Source organism: Pseudomonas versuta (assembly GCF_001294575.1).
In the GTDB taxonomy this organism is placed as follows: domain Bacteria; phylum Pseudomonadota; class Gammaproteobacteria; order Pseudomonadales; family Pseudomonadaceae; genus Aquipseudomonas; species Aquipseudomonas versuta.
Genome location: NZ_CP012676.1, coordinates 1,803,343 through 1,826,849, shown reverse-complemented (window position 1 = coordinate 1,826,849; position 23,507 = coordinate 1,803,343). Strand labels below are relative to the sequence as shown.

The 23,507-nt window shown below is 58.1% G+C and carries 12 protein-coding genes and 4 pseudogenes; 7 read left to right on the top strand and 9 right to left on the bottom strand.

The window, feature by feature from the left end; all coding sequences use genetic code 11:
• Window positions 1-371: 371 nt before the first annotated feature.
• Together AOC04_RS08210 and AOC04_RS08205 are read left to right on the top strand one after the other, a co-directional pair.
• Window positions 372-797, top strand: a pseudogene (locus AOC04_RS08210) (dihydrodipicolinate synthase family protein); the annotation flags it as partial.
• A 35-nt stretch (window positions 798-832) separates the two neighbouring features.
• A pseudogene (locus tag AOC04_RS08205) lies at window positions 833-1,222 on the top strand (fosfomycin efflux MFS transporter AbaF); the annotation flags it as partial.
• A gap of 49 nt (window positions 1,223-1,271) precedes the next feature.
• On the opposite strand, the pseudogene AOC04_RS08200 reads toward AOC04_RS08205, so the two are convergent.
• The 4 genes and pseudogenes from AOC04_RS08200 to AOC04_RS08185 all read right to left on the bottom strand — a co-directional run bounded on the left by AOC04_RS08200 (window position 1,272) and on the right by AOC04_RS08185 (window position 6,907).
• Window positions 1,272-2,198 (bottom strand): annotated as a pseudogene (locus tag AOC04_RS08200) (IS110 family RNA-guided transposase).
• Window positions 2,199-2,508: 310 nt separating this feature from the next.
• Window positions 2,509-3,044, bottom strand: a pseudogene (locus AOC04_RS23395) (hypothetical protein).
• A gap of 95 nt (window positions 3,045-3,139) precedes the next feature.
• Window positions 3,140-5,281 (bottom strand): bifunctional mannitol-1-phosphate dehydrogenase/phosphatase, encoded by a 2,142-nt coding sequence (mtlD, locus tag AOC04_RS08190; protein ID WP_060692288.1) that lies wholly within the window; start codon window positions 5,279-5,281, stop codon window positions 3,140-3,142.
• 657 nt (window positions 5,282-5,938) lie between these two features.
• Window positions 5,939-6,907, bottom strand: coding sequence for an alpha/beta fold hydrolase (locus tag AOC04_RS08185; RefSeq protein WP_237178933.1), 969 nt, complete (start codon window positions 6,905-6,907; stop codon window positions 5,939-5,941).
• Window positions 6,908-7,090: 183 nt separating this feature from the next.
• On the opposite strand from AOC04_RS08185, the gene AOC04_RS08180 reads away from it, so the two are divergent.
• The 5 genes from AOC04_RS08180 to AOC04_RS08160 all read left to right on the top strand — a co-directional run bounded on the left by AOC04_RS08180 (window position 7,091) and on the right by AOC04_RS08160 (window position 16,649).
• Window positions 7,091-9,277 (top strand): TonB-dependent siderophore receptor, encoded by a 2,187-nt coding sequence (locus AOC04_RS08180; protein ID WP_060692285.1) that lies wholly within the window; start codon window positions 7,091-7,093, stop codon window positions 9,275-9,277.
• Window positions 9,278-9,506: 229 nt separating this feature from the next.
• Complete coding sequence (gene mexE / locus AOC04_RS08175; protein WP_060692283.1) at window positions 9,507-10,751, top strand: multidrug efflux RND transporter periplasmic adaptor subunit MexE; 1,245 nt, start codon at window positions 9,507-9,509, stop codon at window positions 10,749-10,751.
• A 15-nt stretch (window positions 10,752-10,766) separates the two neighbouring features.
• Window positions 10,767-13,946 (top strand): efflux RND transporter permease subunit, encoded by a 3,180-nt coding sequence (locus AOC04_RS08170; protein ID WP_060692281.1) that lies wholly within the window; start codon window positions 10,767-10,769, stop codon window positions 13,944-13,946.
• Complete coding sequence (locus tag AOC04_RS08165; protein ID WP_060692279.1) at window positions 13,943-15,352, top strand: efflux transporter outer membrane subunit; 1,410 nt, start codon at window positions 13,943-13,945, stop codon at window positions 15,350-15,352. The genes AOC04_RS08170 and AOC04_RS08165 overlap by 4 nt, the downstream gene beginning before the upstream one ends.
• A 241-nt stretch (window positions 15,353-15,593) precedes the next feature.
• Entirely contained in the window at window positions 15,594-16,649 is a 1,056-nt protein-coding gene (locus AOC04_RS08160) for a tetratricopeptide repeat protein (RefSeq protein WP_060692277.1), read from the top strand.
• 98 nt (window positions 16,650-16,747) lie between these two features.
• Here the strand turns inward: AOC04_RS08160 and AOC04_RS08155 are convergent, their stop codons facing one another.
• From AOC04_RS08155 to AOC04_RS08135, 5 genes are all read right to left on the bottom strand, one after another.
• The gene (locus AOC04_RS08155; protein ID WP_060692274.1) at window positions 16,748-17,125 is read right to left on the bottom strand and encodes a response regulator; all 378 of its coding nucleotides are present in this window, start codon (window positions 17,123-17,125) and stop codon (window positions 16,748-16,750) included.
• Between the two features lie 66 nt (window positions 17,126-17,191).
• Window positions 17,192-18,385, bottom strand: coding sequence for a hybrid sensor histidine kinase/response regulator (locus AOC04_RS08150; protein WP_060696904.1), 1,194 nt, complete (start codon window positions 18,383-18,385; stop codon window positions 17,192-17,194).
• The gene (locus AOC04_RS08145; protein ID WP_060692271.1) at window positions 18,382-18,987 is read right to left on the bottom strand and encodes a chemotaxis protein CheB; all 606 of its coding nucleotides are present in this window, start codon (window positions 18,985-18,987) and stop codon (window positions 18,382-18,384) included. The genes AOC04_RS08150 and AOC04_RS08145 overlap by 4 nt, the downstream gene beginning before the upstream one ends.
• Window positions 18,984-19,799, bottom strand: coding sequence for a CheR family methyltransferase (locus tag AOC04_RS08140; RefSeq protein ID WP_060692268.1), 816 nt, complete (start codon window positions 19,797-19,799; stop codon window positions 18,984-18,986). Before AOC04_RS08140 ends, AOC04_RS08145 begins: the two co-directional genes overlap by 4 nt.
• Window positions 19,800-23,297, bottom strand: a complete 3,498-nt coding sequence (locus AOC04_RS08135) for a response regulator (protein WP_060692266.1) — start codon at window positions 23,295-23,297, stop codon at window positions 19,800-19,802. It lies immediately after the preceding gene.
• Between the last annotated feature and the right edge of the window lie 210 nt (window positions 23,298-23,507).

Genomic DNA, 23,507 nt, shown 5'->3' with positions numbered 1-23,507 from the left:
TGCCGATCCGGACCCATCTGGGTCCGGTAACAGAAAATAAAAAAGTCGTTGGTATTGGCACAACTGGCTAACCGGGCTCGCGCACGGGATTGTCAGTTTGCTGGGTGACTGGCATTGGCCGGTATCAACGACTTTTTTTGCTTTTCAATGTCCTGGGCTAACGCCCGCCCCCATAAAGGAGCAAGTGTTTCCTTATGGGGCAAGGTCAATGCTCCCTCTGTAACACCCACCTCGCCCCCACAGCCTGCCCGACCACCCCCTACAAGCCTTTCAAATACCGAGGCGTGCCATTAATTAAGGGCACGCAAAAAACCGTCACATCAATTGCAAAAAATCGTATACGAAATCTTAAAATCCTCATCACCCCGTCTGACTGCGACAACGTGGTGTGCTTCAAGGATTCATCCGCAGACACCCGCCGCTTTATCGACATCCGCAATCAGGTCGGCGACCGCTTTGTGTTGTTCGCCGGCCTCGACGACGTGGTGCTGGAAAACCTGGCCGTGGGTGTTAAAGGCTGGGTCTCGGGCATGTCCAACGTATTCCCCAAGGAAGGCGAGACCATTTTGCGCCTGGCCAAGGCCGGTCGTTTTGCCGAAGCCATGCCGATCCTGCACCTGGACGCCCGTGCCGATCTGGTGCAATGCATCAAGTTGTGCGAAGCCATTGCCGGTCGCGGTAGCGCCCTGACCCGTCCGCCACTCCTGGCCCTGCCTCAGGCTGATCGTGAGTATGTGGAACAGATCATGGCCAAGGCCCTGGCCAACCGTCCGCATCTGCCTGACGTCGGACTTTGAGTGATTGCCCGCCCCCTGGGGGGGACTGGTGTTCGGACGTTCTGCGTCACCACTGGCGCTCGGTGCTGGTGGGCATCGGTGCACGGTTTGCAGAAAACACTCTGTACTACACCGATATCACCTTCTCGATCACCTATCTGAAACGGGTGGCGCACAAGGATACGACCGAGATTCTGCTTTTGATGTTGGGTGCCCACTTGCTGCACGTCTTCATGATCCCGCTGATGGGGTACCTGTCTGACCTGATGGGGCGTAAACCGGTGTACTGGGTGGGGGCGGCACTGATCTCGATTGTGGCCGTAGGACTGACCCGTGAAACCCGGGGCAAGTCGCTGCATCAGGTGGATGCTGAATCGCAAGCGCGCCTGTCCGCGCTGGACGGCGCTGCTTGCACCACGCCCCGGCGTGGCGACTGGCTGGCCTGAAGTACTGCTTTGAAACCTATGAAACGTTGAACTGTAGCAACTGTGTTCTTCATGCAAATTGCGCGCAGGCCTGTAAGGCTTCGCGCATTCTTGCGTTCAGGGTGATAACCAGCTTTCTCATTGCCGCTACCAAGGCCAATTTCTTCGGTTTACCACGGCTCACCAGTCCATCGTAAAACGCCTTGAGGGCAGGGTCGTGACGTACAGCACTCAGGTCTGACATGTATAGGGCGGCTCTAGGCGAGGCTCTACCTCCCCAGGTAGTGCGCTTGCCGTAGGATTTACCACTGTCCTTGGCCAGAGGCGCCACACCCTACAGCTTGGCGATTGCCTTGCGATTCAAGTGGCCCAGCTCCGGCATTTCGCAGACCAGTGTTGAGATCATCACCGGCCCCACGCCCTTGATCGTTGCTGCGACCTCAGCCTGCAGCGTGCCCTCAAGTTGTTCGGCTATCAACGTATCAAGTGCTTTGCGATCTGCAGCCAGCTGCTCGATATGGCGTTCAAGCATCTGACGCATCACAGGTGATTGTGTCAGGCGTCGCCGTTGTTTCTCTGCCGTCGACATCTGGACGACATGCTGGCGGCGGCGATGATATTCGTGAAGCAACTCGGCTTTTTCATCCCGCGGCTGATAACGGTTCAGATCCAGGACACTTGCCATATGCGCCAGTGTGCGGGCATCCAGACGATCAGTTTTGGCTAACTGCCCGGTAGATCTGGCGAAGTCTCGTGCCTGGCGAGGATTAACCCGCACCATGGGCAGGCCTTCGCGATAGAGAGACTGCAGCGCCTTGATCTCATAACCTCCCGTAGCCTCCAGAACGATCTGCTCCGGTGCAAAGGGCGCCAGCCATTCAATGACCTGCTGCCAGCCTGCTGGATTATTGGGAGCATGCAACTGCAACTTATGGCCATGCCCCCCCACGTCCAGCGTGTCCTTGCTCACGTCGATACCGGCACCTATGCAGCTCATGGGAATCTCCTTTAGTCTATAGACGTCGAGAGTTCTCCTCGTCAGCCCAGCCTTATCTACGAGTGTCTACTCGGGCAACTGTACGGGCGTGGTTGAGGAGAGATCGGCGTGGAGACCTTGCTACAGTACGATCGGTGAAATCTAGGAGCGAGCGATCGTCCACGTCGACTCTCGGCACCTAATCTGACATATCTGCATCAGATAAGGAGCGCGCTTGTCTCGCGAGCTTTTTATCGCAATGACAAAAAGCTCGCGAGACAAGCTCGCTCCTACAGATAAGCCCGCTCCTGCACGGATTGGGGTTGATGGATCAGGATTCAAGCGCCAGCAGGTCGCGGTACAGGGCTTGCGGTATCTGTACCCTTCCACCAGGCTTCGCCCCCGCGGTTCATAACGACGTTGCGACGGCAAACGCGCCCCCTGCCCTTCGATGCTCGCAAACAGCATTTGGGCCCTGGCCAGGTGTTACTAGGTAGCAGACGCCAGAAAACGCTGCGGATCCAGCGCTGTGATCAGTTCACCATGGTACGGCGACGACTTGCTGCCCGCGTCCTACGCCAGCGACTCGGCACTGGTCAGATCACCGATCAAGGGCCCGGCAATCAGTTCCCCCATCGCCGCCAGCGCCGAGCCCTGGGGAATCGCTTTACCCGTGCTCCGGTGCAACTCGATATCGCCACGGGCGATGGCGCTGGTGGCAAAGTCGAAGACAAAATTGACACAGCCCAACAGCCGATACAGGCCGTGGGAAGCACAACCATCGCGCTCCCCGGCAAGCACGGTGTCGCTCACCGCAGGGGCATGAGACGGGTTGAAACCGTTATGCAACAGGATGGATTCGGCCAGCTCTCAGGCTTGAGCCATGGACAGTCGGACCATGATCAGCTCCTTGAACAGACCGTCCAGACTGGCCCATTCAAGGTGCTGCGGGCTTGATTGCTTTAGGCTCCGGTCATGACGAATTCGGCACAGTCCGGCTCCATCGCCGCCAGGTCCCGGAAATGCCCGGAGATGGCCTCGATCAACGCACCATCGGTGACTGGGTCCAGGCCCGGATACGGCCGGCCGTTGTAGCTTGCGCTGTAGGTCAGCACCGCTTCGACACTGCCGTTGTCTTGATACAGGTTGCGCATCAACTGGCTTTCCTGATCCTTGCTGTCCGTGGATCGCAGCGCGTAGTGCAGGGCCAGGGCGCTGCCAAACTCCAGGGCGCTGCAGTTGATGCCATGTTTTTTGGCCAGATCGATACTGCGAAAAATCCGCTCATTGCGCTGCAGTTTACGCAGCGGGTCACGGCCCACGCGGGTACAGGGATCCTTGAACGAGGTGTTGCAGCGCTCCAGAAATGTTTTCGAGAAGCTCTCGACCGCTTCAGCCATGTGCGGGTATTCGGCCACCAGTGCCGGGCCGACTTCCTGGCGAATCAATCGCTCGGCCAGTGCGCTGACCCGCGGATCGCCCATGGCCTGCCCCAGCCACGAATAGCCCAGGCGGCTCGCGTACCAGGCAATGATGGCGTGAGGGCCGTTCCACAACAGGTTTTTCATCACCTGGGTCTGGGTGATGTCGTCGACGGTCTTGACCTGGCGCAGACGCTCCAGCAGGTTGCTGCAGCGCTCGGCATACAACGGCATGTCCGACTCACTATTGAACAGGATCAGGTGCAACTGGCTGAGTGCATTGCTGGACTGGGCGAATGGCCGGAAACGGCTGATCAGCCGCTCGTATTCGGGCACCGGGGTTTTCGGGTTGGCCGTGGGGGCGGCGGTCTCGTCCGTCAGACTGTTCTGGAAAATCTTCGATTTGATGCGCAACTGGCGCACCAGCGATTCGTTGGACAGCTTGGAGACAATGCGACTGACCACGGTTTCTGCAAAGTGGGTGTTATCCAGAATTTTCTGACACATGTGCGGTGCAACCAGTCGTTCAAGCTGGGCTTGCACATGGCGGCGCACAAAGTCCGCGCCACCGACCTTGTTCAACACGATGAGAATCGTCAGTTCACGCCCGCGCCGCTCAAAGCGCCGGATCAAGCCCTTGGCAATCACGTCTGCCTGTTTGCGAATCGCGGTTTCCGGAAGGCTCAGCCCGACAATTTCAGCCACGTCGTACATGCGGATCACCTCTTCGGCGTCATCCATGTCGATCATTCTGAGGTTTTCAATGGTCTGGTCGAACGAGGTCGCACCATAGCGCACGCTGAAGCGGCCAAAGGCCTGGATGGTGTCGCGCAGCATCCGCGAACGGGTGGCCGCGATGATCTCGCAGGGCCGGGTGTAGCCATCCCAGTGGGAGAAAATCTGTGTCAGGTAGCCACCGCCCATGGCCCCGAAACCGTGGATACCGACACTGAATTGATTGAGCGCCTGGGGGAAGCTTTCGTTCAGTTCGGGGGTGCCCAGGTCCGGCATGCATTCGTTCAGGTCGCCCAAAAACTCATGCATGTTCTGATACGCCTTCAGCGCACCGGCTTTGACTTCGGCTGCTGGCGGCTTGATGTCTTCGATCAGGATCGGCTGGCCTTCGGCACGAATCGCCGACAACAGGCCGTTCTCGGAGTCTTCGAGCATCAGGCAATGATCCGGCAGGCAATTGAGCGCGCTGGCCGCCTTGAGGAAAATCTCGGGGTGAGGCTTGCCCTGCTCCACTTCATCACCGCAGACAGTGACGTCGAAGTACTTGAGCACGTTGGCATTGATCAGATATTCCTCGGCGATGGGACGGCGGCTCGAGGTGGCCACGGCCATGGTCAGGCCATACTTGCGCAAGCGCTCAAGCACTTCGAGCAAGCCGTCCTTGATCGGTACGCCATGATTGCGCACATGGGCCAGTTCCAGTTCATCGGCCCGTTGGCGGACTGCAGCGTAAGGGAAATCCTCACCATGATTGGCCTTGGCCAGCGCTTCGGCTTTTCGGGCACTCAGGCCCAATGACCCGATCAGGGTTTCTTCACTGAGCGGTGTGCCGTAAATCTCGAGAGCTGCCTGTTTGAGGGTCTTGAAACGCAGGCGTTCGGTGTCAAACATCGTGCCGTCCATATCGAAGATGGCACTGAAAATTCTTTTACCCTGGAAATAAATCATTGGTCGTGAGTCCTTGTAGCGCAGGCGTCCGGTCATGGCTGACTAAACGCTGTCGTGACCTGCAGCTGGCTGGCGCCAGGGGTGTCGGGTCAGAAAATGAGGGGATCAGATAAAAAAGCCGGGCAACAGCACATGCCGTTAAAACGGATGCGAACGCGCCTGGACGGCTGGCGATCAGAAAAAATCTGGAGGGGGGACGTAGCAGTGGCGCCAGTCGGCGCAGCTGGCTGGCAAACAACGGGGTGGAACGAAGCGTGCAAAGAGGCGGGAGACAAACCCTGTCGCTGCAATGCTGCAGCCTTTGACGTGAGGCCCACACTGCGCAATCAGGGATGCGTAATGTGAGCCGGACTGGCGATTGATACGTGTGATTCCATCCATAGGGAGCTGTAATTTCCTGTAATACGATTGGATACCCTTTTAGCTATAACGTACTTGGAGGCTCTAAATCAAGGTTTGATCCTGGTTTGCGCCTGATTTGCGCTTGGTTTGATCATGCGTAGTCGCTGACGAGGCACGAAGGCTGCGAGCCGTTGGGACAGCGCTGGGTTTGGGCTATGGACCGTCAGGCAAGGGCCTGGGACCGTCAAGCAAGGTCCTGGTATCGTCAAGCAAGGTCCTGCGGACCTTATCGCAGCCTTCGTTCCTCGTCAGCGACTACACGGGGCGGCCAAGGGTCAACTGTTCTATCAGCACCTTGTTGAAAGCCGCCGGATCTTCCATTTGCGGGGCGTGGCCCAAGCCCGGAAACTCGATCAACGTCGCCCCGGGAATCCGCCCGGCGGCCTGCTTGCCCAGCACTTTGTAGTGACCGATTCTGGCCTTCACCTGCGGCGAAGCAATATCGCTGCCGATGGCCGTGGTGTCGGCATCGCCGATCAACAATACGGTAGGGACCTTGAGATCCGGCAGTTCGTAAAATACCGGCTGGGTGAAAATCATGTCGTAGATCAACGCCGAGTTCCACGCCACCCGTTTGTGCCCCGGGCCCTTGTTCAGCCCCGCCAGCATGTCCACCCAACGGTCGTACTCAGGCTTCCAGTGCCCGGCGTAATAGGTGCTTTGCTCGTACTGGCGAATACCTTCGGCGCTGAGTTTCAGCTCGCGCTCGTACCATTGGTCAACGCTGCGCCATGGCACGCCGAGGGCTTTCCAGTCCTCCAGGCCGATCGGGTTGACCAGTACCAGTTTTTCCGTTTGAGGCGCGTACTGCAATGCATAGCGAGTGCCGAGCATGCCACCGGTGGAGTGCCCGATGATGCTGGCCTTGTCCACCCCAAGGCTATCGAGCAAGGCATGGGTATTGGCCGACAACTGCTGAAAGCTGTATTGATAACTGGCCGGTTTGCTCGACGTGCAAAAACCGATCTGGTCCGGCGCTACTACCCGGTAGCCCGCCTCGCTCAGGGCCTTGATGCTGTCACCCCAGGTCGCCGCGCAAAAATTTTTGCCGTGCAACAGCACCGCCGTATGGCCATTGGCAGGACCCGTTGGGGCGACGTCCATGTAGCCCATCTGCAGGGCCTGACCCTGGGACTCAAAGTTGAAGTGATGCAGCGGGTACGGGTACTCGAAGCCTTGCAGTTGCTCGCCGTAAACCGGGCCGGGAGCGGAAGGCGCCGCCATCGCCAGCAACGGCAAGCTGCAGGCCAGAGCCAGGCATGAGCGTCGAAAAAAGGGCATGCGCAGTTCCTCAAAAGTCGGGAGCCTCACATTGCACTATTAACCCATGGTTAAGTAGCGTCTGTATGATGGCGCGCTTGAGAAAAGGCCTTGGTCTCGAGCCCGCCCATCATTCAGGAGCTTTGCATGAACATGCTTCACCGGACTTTCAACGAGGGAGAGTCCGCACCGCGGTTCACGCTCAACTTGCTGACCCTTGGCCTGTTGCTGTCCAGCGCAATACCGGTGGCACAAGCGGCCAACACCGAACTGCCGGCGACGTCAGTGACCGCCGAAGACAACACCGGCTACCAGGCCGACAGTGCCTGGGTTGGCGGCTTTGAGGCGGCGCCCCTGCTCGATACCCCGGCAGCCATTTCAGTGTTTACCGATGCACTGATCAAGGATCAGCAAGCCCGCCTGCTCAGCGATGTGTTGAATAACGACGCGTCGGTGGGTGAAAGCTATGCGCCGGTTGGCTACTACGAAAACTTCGTGGTGCGAGGGTTCTCGTTGAATTCGGCCAGCAGCTACAAGATCAATGGCCGCACCATCGCCGGTGAGCAAAACGTTGGCCTGGAAAACAAACAGCAGGTGGAATTGCTCAAGGGCCTTTCCGGCCTGCAAAGCGGCGTCTCCGAACCCGGCGGCGTGGTCAATTACGTGACCAAGCGCGCGGCGGATGTACGCTCGGTCACAGTCTCCACCGATGACCGCGGCAGCGGATACCTGGCCACCGATGTAGGGGCCTGGTTCGGCAGCGAACAGCAGTTCGGACTGCGCGCCAACTTCGCCCACGAAGACCTGCACTCCTACGTCGAACATGCCAATGGCCAGCGTGATTTCGCCTCTGTGGCCTTCGACTGGAACATCAGCCCCGATGCCCTGCTGCAACTGGATGTGGAGTATCAGAACAAGGAGCAGCGTTCGGTACCGGGCTATCAATTGCTCGGCGGTACCGAGTTGCCGCACCACGCCTCGCCAAAGAAACTGCTGGCCCACCAGAGCGGCTCCAAACCGGTGACCATTGATTCGCTGAACATCAACGGCAACTTTGAATACCGCTTCACGGACAACTGGAAAGGCAGCCTGAGCGCCTCGCGCAGCAAAGTGGTGATCGATGATTACAGCTCGTTTGCCTGGGGCGGCTGCACGGTCGGCTGCGTAAAGCCTGATGTCGGCAACTACTTCAGCCCAGAGGGCAACTACGACATATATGACTTCCGCAGCCCCGACGACACACGGCGTAATGATGAGGTGCAGGCAGCACTCAGCGGTCTGTTTGATACGGGCGCAATCGGGCATGAACTGACAGTAGGCACCAGCGCATTTCGCCGCGTGGTGCATAACCGCACCGCTATCAATGAATGGATCGGCAGCGGCAACATCGACAGCGAGCCTGACAATTTTGCCCGCTATGATGGCCCGCTCAACGACAGCCATCGCCGCCTCGACAGCCGCCAGTACGGGCTGTTTTTCAATGACCGGATCAGCTTCAACGAGCAATGGCAGACCGTGCTCGGTGGTCGTGAAGTGCGTCTGGACGAACGCACCTTCGACGATCAGGGCGACACCAACCGCCACACCCGGCGCTATGAATTCCTGCCCCAGGCTGCCCTGATCTACAAGCCGGTATCGAACCTGTCGCTATACACCCGCTACAGCAAGGGTTTGTCGCTGGGTGGTACGGCTCCGTGGTTTGCCAGCAATGCTTTTGAAATCCTTGCGCCCACTGTGTCACGGCAAATTGAAGCAGGTATCAAGTACGACTGGCGACGTATCAGCCTGAGCGCCACGCTGTACCAGATCCGTCAGGCCTACCAATACTCGCGCCCCAATGACGACGGCACGTTCACCTACGTGCAGCAAGGCGAACAGAAAAACACCGGCCTGGAACTGGCGGCCAACGGTTGGGCCAGCGAGCGCTTGCAGATTTCAGCCAGTGTGGCGGCGATCCGTTCGCGGGTCACGGGTAGTGGCACAGCGGAGTATGAAGGCCATCAAACCATCAATGTGCCTACCCTGCGTGCCAGCCTTTATGGTGATTACGCCCTGCCCTGGGTCGATGGCCTGGCCGTGCTCGGCGGCGTGCAATACAGCGGCAAAAAATACGCCAGCCAACAGGGCGGTGTGCAGGCCGCCAGTTACGCCATCTTCAATATCGGCAGCCGTTACAGCACCCGTATCGAGGGTTATGACACCGTGTTCCGGCTGACTGTCGACAACCTGTTCGACAAGCGCTACTGGCGCGATGTGGGTGAGTACATGGGCGACAACTACCTGTTCCAGGGCGCGCCGCTGACTGCACGCTTGAGTGCTTCGATCAATATCTGACAGAAGCCCTGACTGTAGGAGCGAGCTTTTTAACAGCTCGCTCCTACAGGTCGTTCGTGCGCATGACGAAGAATTTAATTGATAGCACCCTAACAAAAGGCGCAGGCTAGAGGGCTTGCTCGCGCTTTGTATCATTCCGAATGATATTGATCTTCGCTGGGTTCGATTCGTCCATCAGCCCTCGCGCCAGCATTATCCGCCCATCTCAATAGATTGGCGGACTCCCCCCATGGAACAGTCACTTAAACATTTGCGCTTCCCACTCGCGGCCCTGGCCATCGTGGTGATGAGCGCATGCGGCAAAACTCCACAAGCGACTGCTCCTGCTCCCGCTGCCAAAGTCAGTGTGGCCAAAGTGCTTGAACAGCCGGTCAATGAATGGGACGAGTTCACCGGGCGGCTTGAAGCACCTGAAACCGTTGAAATTCGTCCGCGCGTGTCGGGCCAGATTGATCAGGTCGCCTTTACTGAGGGCGCCCTGGTGAAAAAGGGCGACCTGTTGTTCCAGATCGATCCGCGCCCGTTCCAGGCCGAAGTGCGACGTCTTGAAGCCGAGGTGCAACAGGCCCGCGCCACCGCTACCCGCACCGACAACGAAGCCCAGCGTGGCGAACGCCTGCGCCAGAGCAATGCGATTTCCGCAGAACTGGCCGACTCGCGCACCACCGCCTCCCAAGCCGCCCGCGCCGGTGTCTCGGCCATTCAGGCACAACTTGACCTGGCCAGGCTCAACCTCAGCTTTACCCGCGTCACATCACCAATCAGTGGCCGGGTCAGCCGTGCCGAAATCACCGCAGGCAACATCGTCACCGCTGATGTCACGCCCCTGACCAGTGTGGTCTCTACCGACAAGGTGTACGCCTATTTCGATGCTGACGAGCGCGTGTTCCTCAAATACGCCCAGCTCGCCCGCCAGGGCCAGCGCGGTCAGAGCACCCCGGTTTACCTCGGCCTGTCCAACGAAGACGGCAACCCGCACCTGGGCCAGATGAACTTCGTCGACAACCAGGTCAACCCCAAGACCGGCACCATCCGCGGCCGTGCCGTGTTCGATAACGCCAACGGCAGCTTCACCCCGGGCCTGTATGCGCGTCTCAAGCTGGTCGGCAGCGGCACCTACGACGCGGTGTTGATCAATGACGAAGCGGTCGGCACCGACCTGGGCAAGAAGTTCGTGCTGGTAATGGACGGCGCCAATAACACCGCTTACCGCTCCGTTGACCTGGGACCGAAAATCGAAGGCCTGCGCATTGTTCGCAGCGGCCTGAACAAAGACGACACCATCATCGTCAAGGGACTGCAACGGGTACGCCCCGGTTCTTCAGTCACCCCTGAAGTGATTCCGATGGCCAGCGAACAGACCCTCGCCGCACTGGCACAACAACGACAAGCCCTGGAAGCCAGCAACCTGTCCCCTGCCAAGCCCGCCAATGGCGCGCCGAAGCTGGCCAGTGTCGCGACTCCTCGCGGTTAAGGGACGATAACTCCGATGAATTTTTCTCAGTTCTTCATTCAGCGGCCGATTTTCGCCGCCGTACTCTCCTTGCTGATTCTGATTGCGGGCAGCATTTCGCTGTTCCAGTTGCCCATCAGTGAATACCCCGAAGTGGTGCCGCCGACCGTTGTGGTCCGGGCCAACTTCCCGGGGGCCAACCCCAAAGTGATCGGCGAAACCGTCGCCGCGCCGCTGGAACAGGCGATTACCGGTGTCGAGAACATGCTGTACATGTCTTCTCAGTCCACCGCTGACGGCAAGATCACCCTGACCATCACCTTTGCCCTGGGCACCGATCTGGACAACGCTCAGGTGCAGGTGCAGAACCGTGTGACCCGTACCGAGCCCAAGCTTCCAGAAGAAGTGACGCGCATCGGGATCACGGTGGACAAGGCGTCGCCCGACCTGACCATGGTTGTGCACTTGACCTCGCCCGACCAGCGCTACGACATGCTGTACCTGTCCAACTACGCCATTCTCAACATCAAGGATGAGCTGGCCCGCCTGGGCGGGGTTGGTGATGTGCAGTTGTTCGGCATGGGCGATTACTCGTTGCGGGTGTGGCTCGATCCGAACAAGACCGCTTCGCGCAATCTGACAGCCACTGATGTGGTGAACGCGATCCGCGAGCAGAACCGTCAGGTGGCTGCCGGTGCCCTGGGCGCGCCCCCTGCCCCGAATGCCACCAGCTTCCAGCTCTCGGTTAATACCCAGGGCCGCCTGGTGTCCGAAGAAGAGTTCGAGAACATCATTATTCGCGCAGGCGATGACGGTGAAATCACTCGCCTCAAAGACATTGCCCGGGTTGAACTGGGTTCCAGCCAGTACGCGCTGCGTTCCTTGCTGAACAACCAGCCTGCGGTGGCGATCCCGATTTTCCAGCGCCCGGGTTCGAACGCCATCGATATCTCCAATGAAGTTCGCGCCAAGATGGCTGAACTGAAGAAGAGCTTCCCGCAGGGCATGGACTTCAGCATCGTTTATGACCCGACTATCTTTGTTCGCGGCTCTATCGAGGCGGTGGTTCACACCCTGTTTGAAGCACTGATCCTCGTGGTGCTGGTGGTGATCCTGTTCCTGCAGACCTGGCGTGCCTCAATCATTCCGCTGGTGGCGGTGCCGGTATCGCTGATTGGTACCTTTGCCGTGATGCACATGTTCGGCTTCTCGCTCAACGCCCTGTCGCTGTTCGGGCTGGTGCTGGCGATCGGGATCGTGGTCGACGATGCGATTGTGGTGGTGGAAAACGTCGAACGAAATATCGGACTGGGCCTGACTCCGGTCGAAGCGACCAAGCGCGCCATGCGTGAAGTGACCGGCCCCATCATTGCCACGGCACTGGTGCTGTGTGCGGTGTTTATCCCGGCCGCGTTCATCTCCGGGCTGACCGGGCAGTTCTACAAGCAGTTCGCCCTGACCATCGCGATTTCGACGGTGATCTCGGCCTTCAACTCGCTGACCCTGTCGCCAGCCCTTGCAGCGGTATTGCTCAAGAGCCACGACGCGCCGAAAGACCGCTTCTCCAAAGTGCTCGACAAGCTGTTCGGCGGCTGGCTGTTCCGCCCGTTCAACCGCTTCTTCGATCGTGCCAGCCATACGTATGTCGGCACCGTAGCGCGGGTGATCCGCAGCAGTGGCATTGCCCTGATCCTGTACGCAGGGTTGATGGTGCTGACCTTCTTCGGCTTCGCCAATACCCCGACCGGTTTCGTCCCCGGCCAGGACAAGCAATACCTGGTGGCCTTCGCGCAATTGCCGGATGCGGCCAGCCTGGACCGTACCGAAGACGTGATCAAACGCATGTCCGACCTGGCCCTGAAACAGCCCGGCGTTGAAAGTGCGGTAGCGTTCCCGGGTCTGTCGATCAATGGCTTCACCAACAGCCCTAACGCCGGCATCGTGTTCGTGACGCTTAAACCGTTCGACGAACGCAAAGACCCGAGCATGTCTGCCGGGGCCATTGCCGGCGCCCTGAACGGCAAGTTCAGCGGCATTGAAGAAGCCTATATGGCGATCTTCCCGCCGCCGCCGGTACAGGGCCTGGGGACCATCGGTGGTTTCCGCCTGCAACTCGAAGACCGGGGCAACCTGGGCTATGACGAGCTGTACAAAGAAACCATGAACATCATCAACAAAAGCCACAACGTGCCGGAACTGGCCGGGCTGTTCACCAGCTACACGGTGAACGTGCCACAGGTCGATGCTGCCATCGACCGGGAAAAAGCCAAGACCCACGGCGTGGCCGTCAGCGACATCTTCGATACCCTGCAGATCTACCTGGGTTCGCTGTATGCCAACGACTTCAACCGCTTCGGCCGTACTTACCAGGTCAACGTTCAGGCCGAGCAGCAGTTCCGCCTGGAACCGGATCAGATCGGCCAGTTAAAAGTGCGAAACAACAAGGGCGAGATGATCCCGCTGGCCACCTTTATCAAGGTCAGCGACACCTCGGGCCCGGACCGGGTGATGCACTACAACGGCTTTATCACCGCTGAGATCAACGGTGCCGCGGCCCCCGGCTACAGCTCTGGCCAGGCCGAAAAAGCCATCGAAAAACTGCTCAAGGAAGAACTGCCCAACGGCATGACCTATGAATGGACCGACCTGACCTACCAGCAGATTCTGTCCGGCAATACTGCGCTGCTGGTGTTCCCGCTCTGCGTATTGCTGGCGTTCCTGGTCCTCGCGGCCCAGTACGAAAGCTGGAGCTTGCCGCTGGCGGTGATCCTGATCGTCCCCATGACCCTGCTGTCGGCCATTACCGGGGTGATCGCTACGGGGGGTGACAACAACATTTTCACCCAGATCGGATTGATCGTACTGGTGGGGCTGGCATGCAAGAACGCGATTCTGATTGTCGAGTTTGCCAAGGACAAGCAAGAAGAAGGCATGAGCCCGCTGGATGCGGTGCTGGAAGCCTGCCGCCTGCGGTTGCGGCCGATCCTGATGACCTCCTTCGCGTTCATCATGGGTGTGGTGCCACTGGTGTTCTCCAGCGGTGCCGGTGCTGAAATGCGCCACGCCATGGGTGTCGCGGTGTTCTCCGGGATGTTGGGGGTGACCTTCTTCGGTCTGCTGCTGACGCCGGTGTTTTATGTATTGATCCGCCGCTATGTGGAGCGCAGTGAAGCGCGCAAGGCGGCCAGGCATCTCAAGCTGGAGTCGCAACAATGAGCCTGAAAGTCTTTATGCCAAGTCTGTTGGTGCTGGCCTTGAGTGCCTGCGCCGTTGGCCCGGACTACAAGACACCGGCAACGGCGCCGGCACAGATCAGTGCCGACTACCTCAAGGGTTTTGACCGGGCCCATTATGAAGGCATCTGGTGGCAGCAATTCGACGACCCCACTCTCAACCAGTTGGTGACTCAGTCGCTCAACGGTAACCGCGAGCTGCGCGTGGCTTTTGCCCGCCTGCGCGCGGCCCGGGCCATTCGTGATGACGTCAGTAACGACGCCATGCCGACCATTACCAGCCGTGCCAGCAGCGATCTGGGCAAAGGCCAGGTACCTGGCCAGACTGAAAAGCGGGTCAACAGTGAGCGTTATGACCTGGGGCTGGACATGGCCTGGGAGATCGACCTGTTTGGCCGTATCCAGCGCGAGCTGGAAGCCAGCGACGCCGACGAGCAAGCTGCAGCTGCCGACCTGTATCAATTGCAAGTGACCATGATTGCCGAACTGGTGGATGCCTATGGAGAACTGCGCGGCGCACAACTGCGTGAGCGGATCGCCCTGGACAACCTGAAAAACCAGCAAGACTCCAAAGCCATCACCGAAAGCCTGCGCGATGCCGGGGTCGGTGATGAACTGGACGTGATGCGGGCTGATGCGCGCCTGGCCGCAGTTGAGGCCAGCGTGCCGCAACTGCAGGCCGAACAAGTGCGCGAGCGCAATCGGATCGCCACTTTGCTGGGCCAGAGGCCCGAGCAATTGAGCGTGGACTTGAGCCCTAAACAGCTCCCGGCCATTGCCAAGGCGCTGAATATCGGTAACCCCGGCGACCTGCTGCAGCGTCGGCCGGACATCATGGGCGCCGAGCGCAAGCTGGCGGCAGCCACTGCCCGGATCGGGGTAGCCAAGGCTGATTTGTTCCCTCGGGTCAGCCTCAGCGGCTTCCTCGGTTTTACTGCCGGGCGTGGATCGCAGATCGGCTCGGCCGCGGCCAATGCCTGGGCACTGGGCCCGCGCATCACCTGGCCGGCGTTTGATCTGGGTAGCGTGCGGGCACGTTTGCGCGGTGCGGACGCCGAGGCCGATGGCGCACTGGCCAGTTACGAGCAGCAAGTTCTGCTGGCGCTGGAGGAGTCAGAGAATGCCTTCAGCGACTACGGCAAACGTCAGCAGCGCCTGGTTTCGCTGATTCGTCAAAGCGAGTCCAGCCGCACGGCAGCGGACCTGGCGGCGATTCGCTACCGCGAAGGGACGGTGGATTTTCTGGTGTTGCTCGATGCCCAGCGCGAGCGACTGGCGGCCGAAGACAGCCAGGCGCAAGCCGAGGTTGAGTTGTATCGCGGCGTAGTGGCTATTTACAAAGCCCTGGGCGGCGGTTGGCAGGCAGAGACCGTCGCCAGCGCCCATTGATTTAACAGCAGGTTCAAGAGCTCCTTTGGTTGGTCGCATCCAGCCATTTTTAGCCCCGTGTTCATTCGGTCACGGGGCTTTTTTTTGCTTCTGGTTTTTACTGTTCGCAACCCTGTAGTTGCTGCCAAAGGCTGTGATCTGGCGAGTAGCCCCAGCACGGCTTTGCCGGATCAGGGTTTGACTCCAACCGGCTACTGTCCCAATCTTGTCCCTCATCCGCACGCCTGTTTCTGGATATTGCATGACCCAGCCTCGCCGTTACCTCGCTATCAGCCTTCTGTCAGCGCTTATCGCAGCCGGTCTTTGGTATTGGATGCGCCCCGCACCCAGCGCAAAAATCCCCGCTGCAAGCAGCAGTTATTCGGCTGCCCTTGCTCAGGCACATAACGGTCAACCCGGAGCCGCCCGAGTGCTTTATCAGCAGTTGGCCCGCACTGACCTGTCCGATACCCGGCGCGTGAGCCTGCATGCAGAATTGCCCAACTATCCCAGCCCCCAGGCGTTGAAACTGGCAGACGCGGACTTGCAGCACCCTTCACCGCAGGTACGCCAGGCGGCCATCCAGAGCATTGTCGGCCTGGTGCCGGGTGCTCAGCGCACACTATTGCTTGGCCCGTTGCTCGATGATCCGGAGCAAAGCGTACGTTTTGCCGCCGCCAATGCACTGCTGGGCCTGTCTCCTGATGAGCAGGGCCTTTACTTCGGGCCGTTGCAGCAGGTCATCGACGAATTCGAACGCGAACTCAAAACCCGTCCCGACGACCCGCAGGCCCAGGGCCAGCTCGCCCGGCTTTATCTGCATGAAGGTCAACTGGATGAGGCCCGGGCTGCACTGGAAAAAGTCACGGCACTGGACCCGCAGAATCTCAAGGCCGTGGTGGCTCAGATAGAGTTGCTGGATAAACGCGGCCAGACCGACACCGCACGTCAACTGCTGGCCAGACAGCTCGAAGCCCATCCCGAGTCTGCATATCTGCAGCATGCGCTTGGCATTTGGCTGCTTAACCACGGGCAGACGGAATACGCCCTGCTCGGCCTGGCCAAAGCCGTGGAACTTGAGCCTGACAACAGTGAGTACCGCTACAGACTCGCGATAGCCCTGCACGATCTCGATCAACTGGAAGCCGCGCAACGTCAGCTCGAAGAGCTGTTACAGCGCCAGCCCGCCAATCGCAAGGCGCGCGTGATGTTGATTCGCTACTGGAAAGAGTCGGGGCAGATCCAGAATGTGCAGGTGCTGCTGGCGCAGATGGAGCAGTTGAACCCGGATGATCCGGCACTGCAGCAAGGGCTTTGACCCCCCCTCTTCCCGTCTGTACCTGTAGGAGCGAGCTTGCCTCGCGAGCGGTTAAAAGCTCGCGAGGCAAGCTCGCTCCTACAGTCGGAGTGGGCTTGTCAGGCCAGCAGTTTCTGGATTTGTTCTTGAAGGGTGTCGAGGTCGAACGGTTTGGCCAGGATCGGCGCCGTCAGGGTAATAGGGCTTCCGGTTTCGCGTATTTCTGCCGGGTAACCACTGATGAAGATAACCTTCAGGTCGGGACGCAACTTGAGTGCCGGTTCGGCAATTTGCACCCCCGAAATCCCGCCGGGCAGGCGAAAGTCAGTAACCATCAGGTCCAGATGCGGTTTGCTCGCCAAAATTTCGAATGCCTGCTCGCCGTTTTCTGCCTGCAGCACTCTATATCCTTCACCGGATAGATAGGCGCTCAGAACCATCAGGATCGAGGGATCGTCTTCGACAATCAGAACAACATCTTGCGCATCTTCACTCATGGGAAACCTTAATCCGGACAATAGCTGCAATTACGACCTCCGGACGGGCCATAGGTTGCGACAAATTCAAGTCTTTTGTTCAAGGGGCAGACATACCCTGAACATGGCGCCTTCGCCCAATGTACTGCGAACCGTGATTTGCCCGTTGTGGGCGGCCACGATCTGCTCCGAGATGAACAGCCCCAAGCCCAGCCCGGTGACCACATGGCTGCCAGCAACACGCTCAAACTGTTGAAAAATTCGTTGCTGGTTTTTTTCACTGATGCCTATGCCCTGGTCAGTGACTTCTATAACTGCCTGATCACCCTGCGCATACACAGACACATCAATCGGCTTTTTTGCCCCATAACGCAAGGCATTGGTCAGTAAGTTGGACACCACTTGTTCAATTCTGAACTCGTCCCATTGCCCGATCACCGGTTGCCCTGCCCGGTAGTTGACGCTCGATTGCGCTGCGCTGACCTGGGCCGCAAAGCTCTCCAGCAAATTGCCTACAGCAACCGATAAGTCAAACCTTGAAGGCCGGATCGACAGCTTGCCGGTGCGTATCCGCGACACATCAAGCATGTCTTCTATGAGCCGGATCAGGCTCTGGATCTGACGTTCATCGCGCTCGACCATGGCCTTCATCTTGTCCAGCGTGAAGGCAGCCGCGTTATCGCGGGCCAGGTGCATCTTGCGCAGCTGGGTTTCCAGGATCAGGCCGTTGAGCGGCGTGCGCACCTCATGGGAGACAATCGACATGAAGTCGTCCCGCATGCGTACCGCATGCTCAAGCTCGACCTGGGTGACTTGCAGTTGCGCCAGCAGCACTTCCTGTTCGCGCCGGCTGTGCTCGAGGGCCTCGACCTGTTGCCTGACCTCCTTGCGCTGGCGATAAAGGTCAACAAACACGTTGACCTTGCTCTTCACCGCATGGATATCCAGCGGCTTGTGCAAGAAGTCCACGGCCCCGCTTTCATAGCCCTTGAAGGCGTAGTTCATCTCGCGCCCGGCGGCGCTGACAAACACGATCGGGATACTTTTGGTTTTTTCGGTACCGCGCATCAACTCGGCCAGTTCAAAACCGTTCATGCCGGGCATTTGCACATCAAGAATGGCCATGGCGAATTCATGCTGCAGCAACAATGACAATGCTTCGTCCGCAGACAACGCTTTGTAGACAGTGCGGTCCTCGCGTTTGATCAACGCTTCCAGCGCCAGCAAGTTTTCCGGCAGATCATCGACGATCAGCAACTTGGTTTGAATATCACTTATCAGCATTCGATTCTTTCCAGCTCGCAAAGCAGACGGCCGATGCCGCACAAAGGGAGGATGTAGTCCGGCTGGATGCGATCCAGTGCCGCTTGCGGCATGGTTGCAACCAACGCTTCTTCAGGGTCCTGAACTATGGTCAAACCGCCACGCAGCTTGATCGTTTCCAGGCCCTGAGCACCGTCCTGATTGGCGCCAGTCAGTAATATGGCGGCCAGGCGCTGTTGATACGCATCGGCCGCTGATTCAAACAAATAGTCAATCGAGGGCCGTGAATAATGCACCCGGGCCTCCTGACTGAAGGAAAAGCTGTAATCGTCCTCCACCGACAAATGATAGCCGGGGGCTGCGAAGTACAAGGTGCCGGGGATGATCGGTTCCTTGTCGCCCGCTTCCTTGACCGCTATCGACAAGCGCCGGTCGAACACCTCTGCCAGCTGGCTGCGGCGCTCATCGGGCAAATGCAGAACCACAATGATCGGCAGGCCGAAATCGCCGGGCAGGTCCTTGAAGATAGCCAGCAAGGCTTCAACTCCGCCGGCAGATGCCCCTACTACCACGGCATCCACAGGTCTCAAGCGCGAAGTCTCTTCGGTTAAGACACTCATAGCTTTCGGTAGATCCGTTCATGTTTGAGCACGGGTGTGAATTGCTTGCTGTAGTCAGAAAAATCCAGGGTTTCCTTGCTGCCCAACATCAGGAAACCTCGGTGGCACAATGACTCATGAAACAATCCAAACGCCCTATTTTGAAGATTTTTATTGAAGTAAATCAACACGTTGCGACACGAAATTAAATGTGTTTCTGAGAACACGCTATCGGTCGCCAGGCTGTGATCGGCAAAGGTCACGTTCTCACGCAGCGTCTTGTCGAAAATCGCGTAGTCATAGGCCGCGGTGTAGTAATCGGCAAACGAACGCTGCCCCCCGGATTGCTGATAGTTCTGGGTATAGGCACGAATATTTTCAAGAGAAAATATCCCTTGCTTGGCCTTTTCCAGCGACCGCGGATTGATATCGGTCGCGTAAATGATGGTCCGGTCCAGCAGGCCCTCTTCACGCAGCAAGATGGCCATTGAGTAAACCTCTTCTCCGGTGCTGCAACCCGCAATCCAGATTTTCAGCGAGGGATAGGTCTTGAGGATCGGCACCACTTCCTGGCGAATGGCCAGGAAGTGTTCCGGGTCGCGAAACATCTCGCTGACGGGAATGGTCAAAAACTGCAGCAATTGCATGAACATCGTCGGGTCATGCAGAACCCGCTCCTGCAAGGCCGAAATGGTATTGCAGTCGAACTGGCGCAGCGCATGCTGCACCCGGCGCTTGATGGACGCGCCGGAGTAATCGCGAAAGTCATAGCTGTATTTGAGATAGATCGCTTCGATCAGAAGGCGTAACTCGATGTCGGTGTTTCGCTGCACTTAAAGTCGTTCCATTTTCGGTAGCCAGACACGAATCAACGAAAAGAGTCGATCCAGATCAATCGGTTTAGCCAGGTAATCATTGGAGCCTGCCTGCAGGCACCGTTCCTGATCGTCCTTCATTGCCTTGGCCGTGACCGCAATGATCGGCAGCTTGCGCCAACGCGGGTCTTTGCGAATTTCGACAGTGGCTTCATAGCCATCCATCTCCGGCATCATTACGTCCATCAACACCAGGTCGATATCCTCCACCTCGTTCAGGCGTTCGATGGCTTCCCGGCCGTTACGGCCAATAACCACGATAGCTCCTTTATGCTCAAGCGCACTGGTAAGGGCGAAGATGTTTCGTACGTCATCGTCCACCAGCAAGATCTTGCGCCCTTCAAACACCTTGTCCCGGCTACGGGCGGTTTTGAGCATTGCCTGGCGCTCATGGGACAACCGGGATTCAACTTTGTGCAGAAATAATGTCACTTCATCCAGAAGGCGCTCGGGTGAGCGCGCGCCCTTGATGATGATCGAGCGTGAATACTTGCGCAGTTCTGCCTCTTCATCGCGGGTCAGGTTGCGCCCGGTGTAGACAATGACCGGCGGGAACGAGCAGATATCCTCGGTAGACATGCGCTTGAGCAATTCGTTGCCCAGCATGTCAGGCAGCTTGAGGTCGATGATCATGCAGTCATAGATGTGGTTGCGCAGCAGGTCCAGCGCCTCCTGGGCCAAGCCAACGGCGGTAATTTCTATATCATCGTCGCCGATCAGGCGGGCAATGCTGTCGCGCTGCAGATCATCATCCTCGACCAGCAACACCCGTTTGACCTTCTGCGTGAGCTTGCCTTCCAGGCGTGCGAAGACATTCTTGAGCTCCTCGCGGGAGGTCGGCTTGACCGCATAGCCCACGGCGCCCATGTGCATCGCCGCCTCGACCCGGTCTTCGACGGAAATGACGTGAACCGGGATGTGCCGGGTCGGGGCCAGCGCCTTCAGACGCTGCAACACTGTCAGCCCGGAATGGTCCGGCAAGCGCATGTCGAGCAAAATCGCATCGGGAATAAACTGTGTCGCCAGGCTGAAGCCTTCATCAGCGCCATGGGCCACCAGGCAGTGATAACCCAGTTCATGCGCCAGATCGAAGAGGATGCCAGCAAAGTTGGGCTCATCTTCAATCACCAGGATACAACGGGCGGTAAAAGGGCCCTTTTCCCGGTCATCCATGAACCGCGGTATGTCCAGAGGGGTAACGATTGCAGGCGGTGCATGCGGTTGTACTACGACCGGGACCACTCTGGCTGCGGCGCTGACAGGCACTGGAGCCTCAGGTTCGGCGTGCTCCACAAATTGTTCAGGCATGACCAGGGTGAATACGCTGCCCTGCCCCGGCGTGCTGCTGACGGTGATGGAGCCGCCGAGCAAGGTCGCCAGATCACGGGAGATCGACAAGCCCAGCCCGGTACCGCCATAACGCCGGTTGGTGGTGCCGTCGGCCTGGCGGAACGCTTCGAAAATGCTTTGCTGCTCCTCGGGGGCGATTCCGATTCCGGAGTCCTGGACCCGAAACGCTATCCCTTGCCCCGGCTCACGGGAGACGCTCAGGCTGACCTGGCCCTTAGCAGTGAACTTGATCGCATTGGACAACAGGTTCTTGAGGACTTGCTCCAGACGCTGGCTGTCGGTGTAGATCATGGCCGGTGTACCTGGCTGTACATCAACTTGGAACTGAAGGGACTTGTCCCCCGCCAACGGTTCGAACATTCCCCGCAGACCTTCGACCACACGGATGACGCTGGTGTTTTCCGGACGCACCTCTAGCTTGCCGGCTTCGACTTTGGAGATGTCCAGAATGTCATTGATCAGGTTGAGCAAGTCATTACCCGCCGAATAGATCGACTCGGCGAACTTGACCTGCTCGGCGGTGAGATTCTCTTGCGGGTTTTCCGACAGCAACTTGGCCAGAATCAACGAGCTGTTGAGTGGAGTTCTTAGTTCGTGGGACATGTTGGCCAGGAATTCGGACTTGTACTTGCTGGAACGCTGCAGCTCGAGGGCCCGTTCTTCAAGTTGCACCTGGGCGTGATTGAGTTCGGTATTCTTGAGGTCCATCGCGTCACGTTGACCGGCCAGCGCCAGTGCCTGGTCCGCCAACTGCTCGTTGGTTTGCTCAAGCTCCGCCTGCTGAGTTTCAAGATGGGTCTGGGATTCCTTGAGAATCCGCGATTGCTCTTCGAGTTCTTCGTTCGCGGTTTTCAACTCTTCCTGCTGCACTTGCAGCTCTTCATTGAGTTGCTGGGTCTCGGCCAGCACTTCTTGCAGGCGCTGACGATAACGGGCGGCTTCAATCGACATGCCGATATTGTCGGCAATCAATTCAAACAGTTCTACGTCACGTTCAGTGAGCGGGCGCAGGAAGCCAAGTTCAATCACGCCATTGACCCGATCATCGTCGCTGGTCGGCACCACCAGCACGCTGCGCGGAGTGCCTTGCCCCAGGCCGGAGCTAACTTTAAGGAAATAGTCCTCGGGCACATCATCCAGGCGTATCAGCTTGTCTTGCTGAGCGGCCTGCCCGACAAGGCCTTCTTCATTATGGATCAGTTGATGCCGGGCTTCTTCCTCGCGGGAAAAACCGTAACTGGCCACCCGCTTGAGGCCGCCGTGGTCTTCGCGCACATACACGGCGGCAACCACAGTACCCAGATACTGGGCGCAAAATTGCAGAATATTGCGCCCCAGCATATTGAGCGTCAGTCGACCCAAAACCTGTTCCGCCAGTTCAGTCTGGCCGTTGCGCAACCAGGCCTGTTGCTCCAGGCGCTGCGCGGTCTGCATTTTCAACTCGAGGTTGTCACCGTAACTCTTTGAAAGATCTAGTAAGTCACGACGACCTCTGTAAGCCAGAAAACCACTCAAACCGAGTACAAAAACCAGATAAAGACCGATGCTGACGATCGTGGTTCTACTCACACTTTCATTGCGGGCAACCCGCAGTTGCTGCTCCATGGCAATGAATTCATCGAACTCTCTGCGGATTTCATCGGTCAGGCGCTTGCCACGTCCGGATTGCACCGCCCCTTTGTAGTCACCGCTCTGGCGGCGCATATCGATCATCGACTGGGCATAGGCACTCCAGTCCGACTGCAGGGCTTCAAGTCGCTTGAGCCGATCAACTTGCTGCGGATTGTCGCTGACCAACTGTTCCAGACCCTGTAGCTGGGCCATGATTTGTGGTTTTGCCACTTCATACGGGTCAAGAAAATGCTCATCACCAGTGATCAGGAAACCCCGCATGCCGGTTTCAAGATCCACGGTGAGCTTTACAGCCTCGTTGGCGTTGTTAATCACCCGGTCGGTGTGCTCAACCCACTGAATGACCGACAGCAGGTAGCTGATCATTGCCACAAACAGTACGGCGCTGAGCACACCTACCCCCAAGGGCAATCCGACGTTGCGACTCAGGAGCTTGCGAAAGCTCTGCTCATCTACCGATGCTGGTGCATTCATATTTCAGTCCCGTGTACGGTGGTCAAAATCGAGAGTCTGACGGATTCTCGAGTAAAAATTCTATTTTCTTATGAAGTAATAGCCAATTCCTACAGTGAAAAAGGATTTAGCTGCTTGCAACGACTATCCTAGCAAAACTTGTACAGCCATTTTTTTGTACAACTGCGGAACTTGGTTGGGGTTCCAGCTTACTGATAGAGCAAGCAAATT